The organism is Anaerococcus sp. NML200537, from assembly GCF_026131715.1.
In the GTDB taxonomy this organism is placed as follows: domain Bacteria; phylum Bacillota; class Clostridia; order Tissierellales; family Peptoniphilaceae; genus Anaerococcus; species Anaerococcus kampingae.
In genome coordinates this window covers 1-17,847 of record NZ_JAMXSL010000015.1, presented here as the reverse complement: position 1 = coordinate 17,847, position 17,847 = coordinate 1, and the positions used below count along the sequence as shown (strand labels likewise).

At 29.2% G+C, this 17,847-nt stretch carries 10 protein-coding genes and 1 pseudogene; 9 read left to right on the top strand and 2 right to left on the bottom strand.

Annotated elements, in window-relative coordinates; genetic code table 11:
• The first annotated feature begins 6 nt into the window (after nt 1-6).
• The 6 genes from NH288_RS05710 to NH288_RS05685 are packed head-to-tail and all read left to right on the top strand — an operon-like array spanning nt 7 to nt 10,335.
• Nucleotides 7-5,442 (top strand): condensation domain-containing protein, encoded by a 5,436-nt coding sequence (locus tag NH288_RS05710; protein ID WP_265213811.1) that lies wholly within the window; start codon nt 7-9, stop codon nt 5,440-5,442.
• Nucleotides 5,439-6,560 (top strand): saccharopine dehydrogenase, encoded by a 1,122-nt coding sequence (locus tag NH288_RS05705; RefSeq protein ID WP_002842334.1) that lies wholly within the window; start codon nt 5,439-5,441, stop codon nt 6,558-6,560. The genes NH288_RS05710 and NH288_RS05705 overlap by 4 nt, the downstream gene beginning before the upstream one ends.
• A 3-nt stretch (nt 6,561-6,563) precedes the next feature.
• Complete coding sequence (locus tag NH288_RS05700) at nt 6,564-7,643, top strand: Gfo/Idh/MocA family oxidoreductase (protein ID WP_265213808.1); 1,080 nt, start codon at nt 6,564-6,566, stop codon at nt 7,641-7,643.
• Nucleotides 7,636-8,235: an MptD family putative ECF transporter S component gene (locus NH288_RS05695; RefSeq protein WP_002842343.1), complete on the top strand. Its 600-nt coding sequence runs from the start codon at nt 7,636-7,638 to the stop codon at nt 8,233-8,235. Before NH288_RS05700 ends, NH288_RS05695 begins: the two co-directional genes overlap by 8 nt.
• Entirely contained in the window at nt 8,232-8,948 is a 717-nt protein-coding gene (locus tag NH288_RS05690) for an energy-coupling factor transporter transmembrane component T (RefSeq protein WP_004837820.1), read from the top strand. Before NH288_RS05695 ends, NH288_RS05690 begins: the two co-directional genes overlap by 4 nt.
• Nucleotides 8,941-10,335 (top strand): ABC transporter ATP-binding protein, encoded by a 1,395-nt coding sequence (locus tag NH288_RS05685; RefSeq protein ID WP_265213804.1) that lies wholly within the window; start codon nt 8,941-8,943, stop codon nt 10,333-10,335. The genes NH288_RS05690 and NH288_RS05685 overlap by 8 nt, the downstream gene beginning before the upstream one ends.
• A gap of 438 nt (nt 10,336-10,773) precedes the next feature.
• On the opposite strand, the pseudogene NH288_RS11405 reads toward NH288_RS05685, so the two are convergent.
• Nucleotides 10,774-11,514, bottom strand: a pseudogene (locus NH288_RS11405) (transposase).
• Nucleotides 11,515-11,808: 294 nt separating this feature from the next.
• The gene (locus NH288_RS05680; protein WP_265213802.1) at nt 11,809-12,768 is read right to left on the bottom strand and encodes a helix-turn-helix transcriptional regulator; all 960 of its coding nucleotides are present in this window, start codon (nt 12,766-12,768) and stop codon (nt 11,809-11,811) included.
• A 148-nt stretch (nt 12,769-12,916) separates the two neighbouring features.
• Between NH288_RS05680 and NH288_RS05675 the strand changes: the two genes are divergently transcribed.
• From NH288_RS05675 to NH288_RS05665, 3 genes are read left to right on the top strand one after another with little or no spacing between them, the layout of a single operon-like run.
• On the top strand, nt 12,917-14,671 hold the full coding sequence (locus tag NH288_RS05675) for an ABC transporter ATP-binding protein (RefSeq protein WP_265213800.1): 1,755 nt from the start codon (nt 12,917-12,919) through the stop codon (nt 14,669-14,671).
• Nucleotides 14,655-16,373 (top strand): ABC transporter ATP-binding protein, encoded by a 1,719-nt coding sequence (locus NH288_RS05670; protein ID WP_265213799.1) that lies wholly within the window; start codon nt 14,655-14,657, stop codon nt 16,371-16,373. Before NH288_RS05675 ends, NH288_RS05670 begins: the two co-directional genes overlap by 17 nt.
• An 11-nt stretch (nt 16,374-16,384) precedes the next feature.
• On the top strand, nt 16,385-17,728 hold the full coding sequence (locus tag NH288_RS05665; RefSeq protein WP_265213797.1) for an MATE family efflux transporter: 1,344 nt from the start codon (nt 16,385-16,387) through the stop codon (nt 17,726-17,728).
• Nucleotides 17,729-17,847: the final 119 nt, after the last annotated feature.

Sequence of the window (17,847 nt, the reverse complement as noted above, 5' to 3'; positions counted from 1 at the left end):
GGGCATATGTCGATAGAAAAAACTATTCTAAAATATCAGAAGCAAGGCATAAGGTTATTTTTAGAAAATGGAAAACTATGCTATAATTCCCCAAAAGGTGTTATGAATAAAGCAATTCAAGAGGAACTTTCTAAGATAAGAGATGAGTTAATAGATTTTCTTGCAAAAAGTTGCTCTCCTGTAATAATTGACAAGGAAAATTTAAATGAAGAATTTGATTTAACAAATATGCAATTAGCTTATACAGTAGGTAAAGGGGAGCTATATAAATATGGACAAACAAACTGTAAAATTTATTGTGAAATAAAATATCCTGTAATTGATATAGCTAAATTTAAGAAATCCTGGACTGATGTAATAATAGCAAATGAAATGTTACATGCTGTAATTTACAATGATGGAAAACAAAAAATCTTAAAGGATTATAATATTCCAGATATAAGATATACTAAAAGGTGTTCAAAATACCATTTTAATGACGAACATTTGGAAAATGTTAGAAAGAGATTATCTTCAAAGACTTATGAGTTAGGGAAATGGCCACTATATGACATAGAAATAACATCATTTGATGATTACAGTATAATTCATTTGTCTTTGGATATGTTGATTGCAGACTTTACAAGCATTGGAGTTATAATTAGAGATCTTGAGGACTCATATTTTGAAGATATTAAGTTAGAAAACAAAGGAATAACATTTAGAGATATTATAGTATTCGATGAAAACTTCAAAAAAACAAGTGAATATCGAATCAACTATAATAAAGCGAAAGATTATTGGTTGAAAAAAATTGAAGATTTACCTGAAGGACCAACATTAACAACCAAATCAAGTGAAGGAAATGTATCAATAAAACAATTTAATCTTCGTATAACTGAAAAGAGAGAATTAGAAATACAAGATATTTGTAGAAGAAACAAAATAACCCTAACAGCGTTTATATTAACAGCATATGCAGAAGTATTAAGCCGTTGGTCTAGCGAAAAAAGATTTTGTATAAATGTCACAATTTCGGAGAGAGATGATATTCATCCTAATATTAGTTCTATTGTAGGGGATTTTACTGATATCAATTTACTAGAAATAAGCAATTTAAACGAAAATGAATTTGTGGAAAATGCACAAAATATCCAGCTTCAACTTTGGAAGGATATTGATAATAGAAGTTTTTCAGGTATTGAAGTTCTTAGAGAAGTATCAAAATCAAGAAAACAGAATATAATATATCCATATGTTTTTACAAGTGCTTTAGGCATTCAAGAGAACATTAAAAGTAACAGTATAAGTAATTTTGGGGAATTGGTTTATAAAATAACACAGACCCCACAAGTAATACTTGATTGTCAGGTAATGAGAGACAAGGGTGGAATATTGATTACATGGGATGTAAGAGATAATATATTCCCTAAAGGTATGATTGAATCAGCTTTTACAAGATTCTCTGATATTATACTAAATAGACGTAAAGAAAACTCTAGCAAAGATAAAGAAGTGTTAAGAACATTTGGCCAGAGTCATATATTGTCATCGGAGTTTAATGACAATATGAATTTTGAATCTTTTATTGGAAATCTATATCTAGAAGAAATGGCTTCTAAAATAATATTGAATAATTATGATCAAAAATATACGTATAAAAAATTAGGTTTGCTAGTAAGAAATATTAGAGATTTATTAATTATAAATAAATGCAAAGCTGGAGATACTGTTTTAATTAATTCACCGGATGCTTTTTTAAAAGTCGGAGCTATCTTAGCAATATTATCAATAGGAGGGGGAGCATTACCTATTGATGAAACGGAAGATTTATTAGAAATAGAGTCGCTAAACAAGAAGTATGATATTAAATTTGCTCTAATTAATGGTATTGACGATTTTTGCTTAGATGGAGAGATTTATAAAAATTTAAAAATTATTTCTTTGGAACAGATAGAAGATTTTGATGATGAAAAACCAGATAAATTAGAAATAACTGATATAGCAAAGGCTACGCTCATTTCAAAGGAGATGGATCAATTAGGTGAAATGAGATTTTATCCTATCAAGGTTAAAAACATATTTTCTTTTGTCAGAAAACAAATTGATTTATTGAAAGTAAGAAAAGCTGATGAATTACTAGTTTGTGAAAATAACAATAGCCGTGTTTTAATTACGAATTTATTAATATGCTTATTATCTCAATCAACATTAAACCTGTGCAAAAATATTTCACAACAAAAATATAATAAAATGATAATGGACTCAGAATTCATACAGGTCAATATGCATCAACTTGAAGTGTTATGTAAAAATCATATTCGTAAATCAAAAATAAAATCAATAATTTCTAAAACTTTAATTGTTATAACTGCTATTGACTCTATGAGCTTAATAAATCAATTTTCAGAGTTATTAGAAAGTTTTAGAATTATATTTATGATTGATGATTTTACAATTCAAGATAATGAGCAGTATATGATTTTATGTAAAGAGTATGTAAAGATGGATCATGAAGATAATTTGCTTTCATTTAACAAGAATCTATCGAGCGGTGAAGTTTCTATTTTGGATCAGCATTTGTCTATGTGCCCAGAATGGGTTGTAGGTGATATATTCGTCAACAAAAAATCGAACGATGAGTCAAGTAGTGACATATATAACAGTACTGATCAAAAAAATGTTCTTGCGAAAACAAAATTTAGAGGAATGTATACATCAGATAGTATAATAGTAACCCATGATAGTACTGGTGATGTAAAATTAGAGGGTAACGATATTAATGTTTATGAAATTGAAAGTAAAATTAATTCTTTAAAAGATATTCATAAGTCTGCAATTGTCCCCAATAAAAATGATTGTAGCGTAGATGTGTTTGTCCAACCAAATTTTTCTGAAGCAACCAAAGATACCAGAAATATTAAATTTTCGGAGTTCAACATAAAAGATGTGGATGACTTTAACTTGGATAATTTTTTAAGGTGGATGCAGGCATCAAACGAAACGGCTATAGAGGATATTTTTCAAACATTTTTAAAATTAGGAGTATTTGTTAATAAAAACAAGTGGTATTCTATTAAAGAAATATATTATGAAACAAAGGTTGTTGATATATACAAAAGATTATTGAAAAGATGGCTTAATGCACTTATTTCCGAGGGAATTATTAAATACAACGCAAACAGAGGATACAAATTAAATAGTTGTAGAGTAGATAATATAGGAAAGGCATGGGAAAAATGGAAAGAGATAGATTTGCACGTTAGATACAGCGATATAATGATGAATTATTTTTATGAATCACGAGTGAATCTAATTAAATTGCTACAAGGAAAGATAAATCCAGTTGAGTTATTTTTCCCAAATGGTTCTTTTGATGTAGCTTTAGCAGCATATAAAAACAATCCTATAAGTAACATAATGAATAAAGCAACGATAAAATATATTAATGATATTATAGATGATTTTAATCAACGCTTTCCTAACAAGGATTTCAGGATTTTAGAAGTAGGGGGAGGAGTTGGAGGAACCACTATTGATTTAATGAAGCAAATTAAAAATTATAATATAAAGTATTTATTTACTGATATTTCTCAGTCATTTATTAATGAAGCAGAAAAAAATTTTATAAAGTATAATAATATAGATTTTGGAATTTACGATATAAATAAAGATTATTTTGAACAGGGAATGAATAATTCAGAGTTTGATTTAATCATTTGCAATAATGTATTTCATAATGCAAATGATGAATCTGAAGTATTAGAACAATTTAAGGGAATGCTTACTAGAAATGGACATCTAGTAATTCTTGAAGGTTTACCCGGAAGTTATGCGTTATTAACTTCAATGGAGTTTCATGCAGGCTTAGACCATATAAAAGGATTTAGAGAAGATACGGATCAAGTGTTTTTATCAATGAATGACATGAATAAAATCATAAATTATTGCAATGGTGATTTGGTGAAGTGTTTTCCAGACAATAGCAGAGAACGAGATATTTTGGGACAATGTTTATATATTGTAAAATTTAGAGAAAGTATTATTGATTTAGATAAAAAAAGAATTTTAAATAATATATTAAGACTCTTGCCTTATCCTATTAGAGTTAATACATTTAATGTTATTAATTCAATCCCTCTTACAAGGGAAGCTTGTATTAATAGAAGAAAACTAAGAGATGATTTAAAGGAAAGAATTAATAAAAGAGTAAAAATAAAAGAAATAAATAAGAAGGAAGTTGGACCTGCAACTAATTTAGAAAAAAATTTAGTTCAAATATGGAAAGAAACATTGAAAGTTGAAAGTTTGAGCATTAATGACAACTTTTTCGAATTAGGAGGTGATTCTTTAATAGCAGCACAGATTGCCTCTAAAATGAAACAAAACTTAGCAGAGTTTAAAGAAGTTCCTTGGGATCAGATAATGTTGGGCTTAATTCAATCAGATTCCTTAAGAGAAATGTGTAGTAATTTTATATTTAACTCGCAAGAAGAACTAAAAGAAGATAATGAGAGTATAGGAAAAATAATTTTACTGAGTGAGAAAAAGACTACGAATTCAGCATGTGTTTTATTTCATGATGGTTTAGGAAGCTTGGGACCATATTCGAGCTTGATACCATTAATAAATGAAAATTGTGATAAGTATAATTTATACGGATTAGGAAATATTGATGAAAAAAGTTTTTTATCAATATCTCCAGATAACTTGATATCAACATTAGGATACGAGTATGCAAATCTATTAGAGCAGACGGGAGAAAAAGAATTCGAATTAATAGGATTTTGTACGGGTGGGTTGATAGCTATTGAAACTGGTAAAGTTCTATTAGAAAAAGGTTTGAAGGTAAATATGGTGACCACAATAGATACTATGATATGCAAAAAGATGATACTAAATAATTTTCTATTAGAAAGGGCATTTGCACAACTCATAGGAGCGAATATTAATAAAGCTGGTCATTCAGTTTCAGACGAAGAAGTGAGAAAGAGCTTACTATACTTATCGAAGAATTATAATCTTAAATTAATGCAAAGGGATGATTTATTTTTAGAGTCTATTGATAAATTTAAGAATGTGAAAGAATGTTATGTAGAATTTAGTACATTAGATGAAAATGAGCGTTTTAATAGGATGTTAAATAGCATTGAAAACGAAAAGCTTAATGAAATAAATACTTTAAGTAATATTAAGCAAAGATTTAACATATTCTCTCAAAGTTTTGAGGCTGCTATGCTATATGAGCCTGAAAATTATGTAGGAGATGTAAAAGTTTTATATTGTGATAATGAAAAATTTACTTTTTTACCGCTCGATAATATTGATAATGAAAAATTTTGGAAGAATGCAACTTTAGGGGATATAAAGCTACAAAAAATAAAAGGGAATCACTTAACATGTTTAAATGGGAAAATGGCAAGTGAAGTATTTAAAAATATTTTTGGAGATAAAAAACAATGAAAAAAAAGATAGGTATATTGGGATCTAGTGGCTTTTGCGGGAATATAGTATTTGAGGAGTTGAAGCAAAGTGGGTATAGGTTAAGATGTGGACATAGATATATAAAAAAAGATCTCGTAGATAAATATATTGAGCACGTATCCGTTGATGTTTTGAATGATAAAGAGTTGTACCTTTTTTGTAAGGATTGCGACTTGATAGTTAATGCGACAGGACCTTCATATGTTACAAGCCCTAAAATTGCTTATGCAATAAAAAAACTTGATTTAAAATATGTTGATTTATTTGGCGTTAATTTATTGGATGATGAAATAATTTTAAATACAAAATCTGTAATAGGTACTGGAAATTTCCCAGGATTATCTGGAATTGTTTTGAAGTGGCTCAATGAAAAATATTCAAAAAACTTAAAACGTATTTACATGTATGCTGGAGGAAATGAGAAAGTGACATTAAATGCATTAATTGATGTTTTAATGAGTTCATTAGATGGATATATTGAGACCAATTGTTTTATCTATAAAGGAGAAAAGAAAAAAATAAGCAGAGAAGTTGATTTAAAAGAACAAAATAATGTTGATTTTTTACCTTTGAATTCTGTATGTATAAAATATATTTCTAAAGAGTTATTAAATGTTTCTGAAAAATTTCCTAATAATGAAGTTTATTGGAATAATGTGTATCTCAACCCAGAGCATGATAAGATTCTACGACAGGGTGTTTCAGAAATCCAGAAAGAATATTCCTTGGAGAAAGTATATCAAGTTGCCGATTACATTAATGAGCAAATATCAAGTAAAAGAAAAGCTAAGGATAATTTACTTCAATACAAGTATCAATGTTCTATAATTCTAGACTATGGGTTTGGGGAATATGAGGAGTTTTTAGAAGTTATATGTGGAGATACTTATCTTATAAACGGTTATTTAACAGCAATGTGTGTAAAAGAGTTGTTGGATAGAGATGACATAAATAAAACAATGTGGGCGTTTGAGATTTTGGATAGTAAAGATGTTTTAGAAGAGTTGCTATACAGAAAAGCTATTTTAGATATTAAATTAAATGGCAAATCAATAAGAGATGAAATTTGTGTTAGCCAAGAAAGGGGGGAAATATAAGTTATGCAAAACAAATATAGAGTATTGGTTTGTGGTGTAGGATTTGGACAGTTTTATATAAAAGCTATCGAAAATATGAATGAAAAATTTAAGATAGTAGGCATTTTGTCAAAAGGTAGTGAATTGTCTCAAAGTTATGCTAAAAAGTATAAAATACCAATATATACAACCTTAAATGATGTGAATCTTAATGAAATAGATTTGGCTTGTGTTGTTATAGGGTCAACATTGATAGGTGGGGCAGGCAGTGATTTGGTTAAGCAACTGTTAAAGAATGGAGTAAATGTAATTCAGGAACAACCAGTTCATTTAAAAGAATATATAGAGTTTTTGAAATTATCAAGAGAAAATTCTTGTTTTTATAAACTTAACACATTTTATCCAAATTTAAAAAGTGTAGATACATTTTTGAGTTTATCTAAAAAGCTAAATAAGTTGTCGAAAATTAGATTTATTTCTGCACAATGCAGTGTACATGTATTGTTTCCTCTTATAGATATTTTGGGAAGAGCTTTGGGAGGACTAAAACCTTATGAATTTAGAAATATATCTACGCAGAATATAGAATCACCTTTTGAGATTATAGAAGGGTATATAAACGATATTCCTATATGTATAAGTGTGCAAAATCAAATGACTGCGAAAAATCCAGATAATTACATGTTATTAATGCATAAAATAATGTTTATAACGAACTCAGGGAATTTGACATTATCAGGTACAAATGGACCTATAATATGGGAGAGTTGTTTGGATAAGCCACATGATAAAAATGGAAAATTTAATTTAGAAGAAAGCAATGAGTTTTCGAAATTAAAAACATTTGAAATAGCTGAAGATAACGAAGAAACTTATAGTAGTATGATGAAATTAAGTTGGGTTAATTCTATTTCAAAGTCCATTATAGAATTTATAAATTGTATAGATAGTAAAAAGGCTAATATAGTGGAGCAACAATACTTGATTTCAGCGATAGAGACATGGGGTGAATTATCTAGAGAGCTTGGACAAAGTAAAATAATTCAACCGTATAAAAAAAATGCAATTAAAATTAATGATTTAAAAGGAGGAAAAAATGAATAAAAATAATATGAATGGTCTAAAAACAAAGGATTTGATTACTATAGGGGTTTTTACAGCTCTCTATTTTATATTTAATATGATTGGGGGAATGCCTTTTGGAATGAATCCTGTATTAACCTTTTATCAGCCAATGGGTAGTGCCCTTTTATCAGGAATAATATTTATGTTTCTGATCTCGAAAGTGGCTAAAAGAGGAACTATTGCTATTTTGGCAATAATAATTTGTATTTTGAGATTTGCAACTGGCATGCATTGGGCTATGGGTCTTGGAACTTTAGTTATGGGGATAATTGCTGAATTTATAGCAGGAAGCAAGTCATATAAAAGTAAAAAAACAAACATCCTTTCTTTTGGAGTATTTGCACTTGGAGATATAGGGACTTTTGTCGTATATTTTATGGATCCTAAGTCTTGGTCAAATGCAATGATAGAGAAGGGGACAGATATAACATATATAGAGTCTATGAATGCAGCAGCTGCTGATTGGATGATTTATGTTATTGTGATTGGAACTTTTTTAGTTGCTTTATTTAGTGCTTTTATAGGTTCTAAACTTTTGAAAAAGCAATTTGAAAAGGCGGGTATTATATGATTTCAGGAGAATTGAATACACATATTAATCCATGCACAAAAATAGTTTTACTATTTTTGTGCATAATTATATCTAGTATATTGCCCTCAATAGAATATGAATTAGCTTTTGTAGCATTAATTGCTATTTTTAGTCTTATAAATAGAAAAATCAAAATTGCTTTTACTGGGATATTAATATATCTATTAGTATATTTTCTTAGTATTTTAATTGTAAGATATGGAAGTAATACTTTTAGAAGCATATTTATGCCATTTTTGGGTTTAGTTAATAAAATTTATCCGGTATGTATGCTCTCTATGATAATACTTAGCACAACGAAAGTAGGGGAGTTTTTATCTGCTATGGATTATGTTGGTGTTTCTAAAAAAATTTCTATCCCCCTAGCAGTAATGCTTAGGTATATACCAACTATAAAAGAAGATTGGCTATATATAAAAGATTCAATGAGGTTTAGAGGAATTTCTCCATCTTTTTTGGGGTTTATAAAAAACCCTTCTTTAACCGTAGAATGCATTTATTCTCCTATGATAATTATGGCGTCAAAAGCCGCAGATGAATTAACTATAGCTTCTATCACGAGGGGAATTGAATCACCAAATAAACGAACTTCAATTATAAGGATTAATTTTGGAATTTTAGATTATTTATCTCTAATAATTGGAGTAGTAATTACTGCATTTACAATATATTTGAGGTATTTTTATGATTAAGTTAAATGAAGTTTGTTTCAAATATAGAAACTCTAAGGATATTAGCCTAGATAATATAAATATAGAAATAAAAAAAGGAGAGTTTATTTTAATATGTGGTTCTTCTGGCTCTGGAAAAACCTCTATTACAAGGCTTATAAATAAGTTGATACCATATTATTATGAAGGAGATTTAAATGGTGATGTAAAAATAAATGATAAATCATTATCTGACTATCAAATGTTTGAACTTTCAAAAAATGTCGGCAGTGTTTTTCAAAATCCTAGAACCCAATTCTTTAATGTGGATACAAATAGTGAAATTGTATTCGGACTAGAAAACCAAGGAGTAGAAACAAAAATTTTAGAAGAGAAATTAGATGAAACCTGCAAGAAATTAGAAATAAATAAACTAAAAAATAGAAATATTTTTCATTTATCTGGAGGAGAGAAACAAAAAATTGCTTTTGCATCAGTTTATGCAACAAATCCAGATATTTATTTACTTGATGAGCCTTCTTCTAATTTGGACATACCGACAATAGATATATTAAAAAAACACTTATCCATGTTGAAAGAGAGTGGTAAAACAGTTATTATATCTGAACACAGAATCTATTATATAATGGATTTAGTTGATAGAATTATTTATATGAAGAATGGGAAAATTGATAAAATTTTTTCCAATAAAGATTTTTTAAGTTTATCTGAAGATGAAATTAAGACTATGGGTTTAAGAACAAGAAACAAACCTAGTTTAAATATAAAAGAAAAATCACCAATTATAGGTAAGTCTTATTTACAGGTAAATAATGTTTCAATTTATAGGAAAGATAAATGCCTTACAGATAGACTTAGTTTTTCTGCAAACAAGGGTGATATTATTGCTGTTTTAGGATCTAACGGCATAGGGAAAACTACTTTTTTAAGAACTCTTTGTGGACTTTATACTGATTATAAGGGTGAGTTTATTTTAAAATCTAAAGAAATTGATGAAAAAGCAAGAAAGCAAATATCTTATATGGTTATGCAAGACGTAAATTATCAATTATTTGCAGATAGTGTCTTTGCTGAATGTAAATTAGGAATAAAGAACGTAAAAGATGATTTAATTAATGAACTGCTAAATGATTTTGACTTATATAATTATAAAAATAGCCACCCTAACACTTTGTCTGGGGGACAAAAGCAAAGACTTGCCATAGTTTGTGGACTATTGTGTAACAAAGAAATTTTTATTTTAGACGAGCCTACAAGTGGGCTTGATTATAAAAATATGATTAAAACTGTAGAATTATTAAAGTCACATTCAAAAGATAAAATTATTTTTATAGCTACCCATGATTTTGAATTTGCAAGTTTAATTTGCAATCGTGTATTGGATTTAGAAAAAATAAGATATGTCTAACTTGATATCTTAATGAAATTATAAAAAATATTCACATTAATAAGAAGATAATTTAATTGTTTTATTATAGTTAACTAATAATTGTTCAGTATTACACTTTAAAATTATTAAGGCATAGAGTTTTCAAGGTAGTGTTAAATAAATTGTGTAACCTCTTGTGAAACTAAGTAAATTGTACCTAACTAGATAATGCTACATGCTTTGTACCTTAATCCCATATATTGGATGAAAAATTTTTGCTTTGGCGCTTTCCTTATGTTTTATTTAGCAGTTTACTTAGTTCATATAGTGCCATCCCAAATTCCTTATGGATCATAGAAGAAAACGCCGTGTTGTATTTTGAAACATCGGTATACACATACTTTTCCAGAGATGTTTCATGGGGAAATTGTTCTTTTACTTTAGGATATTTGTCTGCCCATTTATCAAACAAATTTTCTAAGGGAAGTTTAAGTCTTCCAGTAGGGGTGACTTATTATTGACTCTTACTTTATTGGCTATATTTCTTATGATATGTATCCAGTAGGATCGATGTTTTGATAAGGGACATTCATCGTTAAGAGTATGCTTTAGTTTTGTTAATTCATCGCTAACAAAGAGAACGATATCTTCTAGTCCTCTGGATTTAAGATCTTGGAGTATTTCTCTGTAGTTAGAAGCAGATTCTATGGGATAAATAGCAAAGCTTAGACCCTCTTTGTGGCCTTCTTTTGTGATTCCTATAATATCATGAACAGCTTCTTTGCTAACCGAATCTCGTCTTATGGAGAGAAAGGTAACATAGCAGTAGACAACGGCCTGTCTGGAGTTCTTTTTAAAAAGCTATAGTTCCTCTAGGGTGGACTTCGAACTATTTGATACGGTTTGCTGACCGTACATTTTCTCAATCATTTCTAATAGGTCTCTGGTTGTTAGACCATTTTGGTGGAACAATTTAATGTTATCTTCAAGAGTAGAATTTGACTCGTTAAAAAAAGATAGGGGTTTTTGAGAAAAGAGCCCCTTCCTATCCATAGGCATCTTAAGATGTAATATACCATATTTGCCTTTAAGGGTTCTAGTGTAGTAGCTATTTCTAGAATTCCCAGAGTTGTATTCACTGGTATCACAGGGCTCAAATCCTAAAAAACGTTTTTTTCTGTTTCTAGAAGAAGATTCATCGCATCTTCCGGTTGACAGCGAAATATTTCTGTAACATCTACTCCTTGGGCTAGCACTTCAATCAATTCTTTGTTAAAATTTGTTATGAGGTTCTCCAATATTCATGTGATTTAGTTGTGTTAACTTAATCTTACAAGATTGGACCCTCTTTTTCTATCCAAGGAACAACTTTACGTTTACACAAGATATTTTACACTATGATTTTCAATGAGATATAAATTTATATTGTTAATTAATAGTATTAAAAATTCTAAAAAGAGGACTAGACATATTGAGGCGTCTTAGTCCTCTTTTTAGGAATATGGTTTAGATTTATTTATTTAAATTAATCATAATTTTAACCTCATTAGGATAAACTCCCTTATATCTTTTGTAAAGTTCGCTAAATCGGCTAGCTGAAGTATACCCAACAGTTTTAGCTATATGTCTTATTTCAAGATCAGTGGTTACTAATAATTGTTCTGCTATATTCATTCTTTTTCTTTGGGTAAATTCTGTAATACTCAAATTGTTTTTTTTCTTAAAACTTTCCTTTAACTTTGTTCCACTCATACAAGCGATTTTTTCTAGAAGTGATTGAGGTATGTTGTTAGAATAATGATCGCTAATATATCTTTCTACATTCTCAATAAGTTTTTCATCTTCGGTTGAAAGAGGCTTAAAATTTTTCGAATCTTCACTAGCCTCAACAGTTATATAAAACCACTCTTTTACCTTTTCCTCAAAGAAAAGTTTAGCTTCAGTATCTTCAAGTTTACAAGTCAAAATATCTTTAGCAATCTTACTTATTGGATTAATAATTGAATTTTTAGATTGAAAAAACATATCTTTTAAATCATCTACATTATTTGAGTAAGAATATGGTGGATAGTATTTTTCTAAAAAACTTTTTTTAAATTTTACACCTACAAGACACAATCTAGAATTTTTATGTATAAGATATCTATTCTTTTTGTCGCTTGGATCCATAACAAACATAGAAAAAGGTTCAATTGACTGATAGGGATTAAACCATTCTCCGTTTCCAGACATTACAAAATTGGAAATTAATGTAACATAATTTTGCATTGATTCAACGCCATCTTCTACAAAATCTTCTTTTATGAAAAGATTATGAATGTCTATTATAAAGTCGCTACTTTCGTAATACCAGTAATAACCATTATATAATTTCGTATTAGCTATATAATACCTCCCTAGAGGATGAAAATAATTCTCGTCTTTTAATTCCGATGAAACATAAGCATTTATTAAACTTTCAAAATTTTCCATACAAACCTCCAATAACACGTTTAGACATATAAACCTATATATATTGTAAAACAAACGAAAATATTTTACAATATACTTATGATAAAAGTTATCAAGTAAGTCGTATTTTTTATTTGAAATTTATCAAAATATTATTAAGGGGGTAAATATGAAAATTTACAAAAGGCTTTTTTCCTATGTGCCTGAGGGAAAACATAATGGATATATAGCAGTTTTCTTATCAGCACTATCTGCGTTTCTGATGGTGTACGGATATTCATTATTGTATAAATTTTTAAGAAGTTCAATTGTTGAGGAGGATTTATTAGTTGCTAGAGCAATGTCTATTCAAACTGTTTTGAGTTTGACGTTGGGAGCTTTGGTATATTTACTATCAGGTTTATTTTCCCATAAGCTCGGATTTCGTTTAGAAACTAATTTGAGAAAGAAAGGGATAGATGGACTTACAGGAGCAAGTTTTCGTTTTTATGACTTAAATCCATCTGGAATTATAAGAAAAACTATTGATGATAATGCAGCTAAAACTCATACGGCAGTAGCACATATGATACCAGATAATTCACAAGCTTTTTTAATTCCAGTCTTATCTTTAATACTTGCCTTTTCTATTAGTAGTAGAGTGGGAATAGTTATTCTTATACTAACAATAGTAGGGGCTCTTATTTTAAAGAACATGATGGGTGGAGGAGAGTTCATGGAATACTACCAAAAATCCTTAGAAATTTTAAGTGGTGAAACAGTTGAATATGTCAGAGGCATGCAAGTTGTTAAAATATTCGGAGCTACTGTAGAGTCTTTTAAAACTCTTTATAAGGCGATTAAGGATTATTCTAAGTATGCTCTTGATTACTCAATTAGTTCTAAAAAACCTTATGTACTATATCAATGGATATTTTTTGGAATTATTGCAATTTTGTCTATCCCTTTAGTTTTTACCATAAATAAAGTTAATAATGCTAATTTGCTTATTGTTGAACTATTCATGATTTTGTTTTTAAGTGGAGTAATGATGGTTTCATTTATGAAAATTATGTGGGCTAGTATGAACATCTTTAACGCTAGGTATGCTGTAGATACTTTAGAAGACTTATATAAAAAAATGAATGAAGATAAATTAAATTATGGAGAGATTAGTGATTTCAAAAACTATAATATAGAGTTTGATAATGTAACATTCGGCTACAATGGAAATAAGGTATTAGAAAACTTATCATTTAAATTACAAGAGGGAAAAAAATATGCATTAGTTGGACATTCAGGTTCAGGTAAATCGACTATTGTAAAGCTATTATCTGGATTTTACAAAGTAGATAGTGGTAGTATAAAGATTGGAGAGAGACCCCTAGAATCTTATAGTAAGGATGCTCTAATAAACACAATTTCTTTTGTTTTTCAGGATAGCAAACTTTTTAAGACATCTATTTACGAAAATGTTGCTCTTGCTAATAGAAAGGCAAGTAGGGAAGAAGTTATGAAGGCTATGGAACTTGCAGGTTGTAATGTTATTTTAAATAAGTTTCCTGAAAGGGAGAATACCATGATCGGCTCAAAAGGAGTCTATTTATCAGGAGGAGAAAAACAGAGAATTGCTATTGCGAGAGCCATGCTCAAGAAATCTAAAATTGTAATTATGGATGAAGCTAGTGCTTCTATTGATCCAGACAATGAGTATGAGCTTCAAAAGGCCTTTAAAAACCTTATGAAAGATAAAACAGTAATTATGATTGCCCATAGGATGAGTAGTATTCGTTCTGTTGATGAAATTTTAGTTTTAGAGAATGGAGAAATAATTGAAAGAGGCTGTGATCAAGAACTTATTTCAAAAGGTGGAAAATATAAGGAATTATTAGAGCTTTATGACAGTGCAAATCAATGGAGGGTTAAAGATGAGGAAATTTTATAAAAAACGCTTTTGTCTGACTGATAAAGGAGCTAAAGATCTCACTAAATCTACTATATCGAGTTTCTTGGTTTACTGTATTAATATGGTTCCTGCCTTTATTTTAATGATGTTAACAGATGAGCTTCTTTTGAAAAATGTTAAAAGCCCTTATTTATATTTTGGCGTTTCTGTTGTTACATTAGTAATAATGTATGTTTTGTTAGCCAAAGAATATGATGATCTTTATACTACAACTTATGAAGAGAGTGCTAATTTAAGAATAGATATTGCTGAAACTCTATCAAAACTTCCCCTATCCTACTTCTCAAAACATAATTTATCAGATATATCTCAAACGATTATGGCAGATGTGGAAAAAGTAGAACACGCTATGAGTCATTCAATACCTAAAGTAGGAGGAATGGTTTTATTTTTCCCACTAATTGGAATTATGTTAATGATAGGTAATTTTAAGATGGGGCTTGCAGTAATGATCCCAACTATTTTAAGTTTTATACTAATACCTATTGCTAAAAAGTCGCAGGTAAAAGGAAACAAGAAATATCACAAGGTACTTAGAGAAAACTCAGAAAAATTCCAAGAAACTATTGAACTTCAACAAGAAATAAATAGTTTCAACTTATCTGATGAAGTGAAGACATCACTTTATAAACAGATGGATGAAAGTGAAAAAATACATTTAAAAGTGGAAGAGAGTTCTATTATAACATTAGGTTTATCTACTATGTTTTCTTTCGTAAGTATAGCAGTAGTTAGTTATGTTGGTATTAGCCTTATTCTATCTGGGGAGATTGACATTTTATATCTCTTAGGGTATTTAATGTCTGCCATAAAGATAAAAGATATTTTCGATTTATCAAAAGAAGGATTATTAGAAGTGTTCTCTATAGATCCAAGTGTTGAAAGGATTAGGGAGATTAAGGAAACAAAAATTCAAGAGGGTAAAGATGTAGAACTGAATATGTTTGATATAGTCTTTAAAAATGTAGCTTTTTCTTATGATGATAATCAGGTTTTAAAGGACATTAGCTTTACTGCGAAACAGGGAGAGGTAACGGCTCTAGTTGGAGCTTCTGGCTCTGGAAAGACAAGTATATTAAGATTAATATCAAGATTATATGATTATGATAAAGGTCAAATTTTAATAGATGGAAAGGATATAAAAAACATTTCCACAGATTCTTTATTTAAGAAAATATCTATTGTTTTTCAAGATGTTACTTTATTTAACTCATCTATATTAGAAAATATTCGTATAGGTAAAAAAGATGCCAGCGATGAAGAAGTTATCAAGGCAGCTACCCTTGCAAATTGTATGGATTTTATTAATAAACTTCCTAATGGATTAGATACAGTTATAGGGGAAAATGGGTCAGAGCTTTCTGGTGGTGAAAGACAAAGGCTTTCTATTGCAAGAGCTTTTTTAAAGGATGCACCAATTCTTATATTAGATGAAATATCAGCAAGCCTTGATGTGGACAATGAAAAGAAAATTCAAGAAAGTTTGAATAAATTAATAAGGGATAAAACAGTTATTATTATTTCCCATAGATTAAAATCTATTGAAAATGTAGATAAAATCATAGTCATAGAAAATGGACATGTGGAAAGCCGAGGCAATCACAAAGAACTGATAGAAGAATCAAAATTGTATAACAATTTATTAGAAAAAACGAAATTAGCAGAAGAATTTATATATTGAGGGGATTAAAAATGAAACAAAACATGAAAGAACAGTTGTTGACCAAGAAGCCATTGTCTTTAATGTTTCAATTATCTATACCAGCAGTAATTGGGATGGTAGTTATAGGCCTATATCCACTTATGGATGGAATATTTGCAGGACAGATAATAGGGGAAAATGCCATGGCAGCTTGTTCAATAGCCATGCCACTTACATTTTTTAATAATGGGATTGCAACGCTTATAGGGATAGGTTCGGCATCGATTTTATCAAGAGCCATGGGAAAAGGTGATAAAGATACTATAGACAAACTTATGGGAAATCTTATCTATTGGGTTATCTTTTTTTCAACGATTATAACCATAGGAGGAATACTTCTAGGACCATATTTTTTAGATTTAATTGGAGCAACAGGAGAAATAAAGGCATTAGGTATAAGATATTTAAGAATAATATTTCTAGGCTCAATTTTTGTAAACTTTACCCAGTCAGCCAATATGGTTATGCGTGGTGAAGGGCTTATGAAAAGAGCAATGAGTATCATGGGACTCGGTGCCTTTATCAATATAGTTCTTGATCCAATACTAATGAAAGCAATGGGTGATTATGCCATTGAGGGAGCAGCTATAGCAACTGTAACAGCACAAATAATTCAAGCTGTTATTACTCTTTATTATTTTAAGAATAAAAGTGAAAATGTAAAAATAGGGAAAATAAAAAAAGAAAAAGATATATCAAAGGAAATGTTTGGAGTAGGAGTATCAGCTATGATCATGCAAGTATTTTTCATGGTTCAACAAACATTACTTTATAAACAAGCTTTTAAATATGGTGGAGATCCAAATGCAATATTGATGTCAGCAACTTTGAGATTTTATGGGTTTTCATTTATACCAATTTGGGGAATGAGTCAGGGGTTACAGCCTATTATTGGCACAAACTTTGGAGCAAAACAATACAATAGAGTAAAGGAAACTATGAAGATATTTTCTATAGGAGGAACAGTACTTGCAGCAATTTTTTGGTTACCAGCACAAGTATATTCAAAACAGTTACTTGGTTTATTTAAAGTAAGTCAGGATATAATTTCAAGCGGAGTTAATAATTTCAGAATATTCTATTCAGTATTTATTCTTTATGGAATTATGATTATGACAATAACTTTTTTTCAAGCGATTGGGGATGGGAAAAAAGCTGGAATGATTGTAATGCTAAGACAGTTAATACTACTTGTTCCAGCCTTACTTATATTGCCAAGAATATTTGGAGCAGGGGCTGTTTGGTGGGCAGAACCAGTTGTAGATTTTACTATGATAATGGTAGGTTTAGTAATGCAAGCCAAGGCTATTTCAAATATGAATTTAAATAATTAAAGATTTGATTTTTATAATATTTTTATGGGAAAAATAATATATCAGTAAAGAAAATTCGATAATTGAAAGATTACCTGCTAATAAAAGAAAATTACAAATACAAGATACTAGTGTAGAAG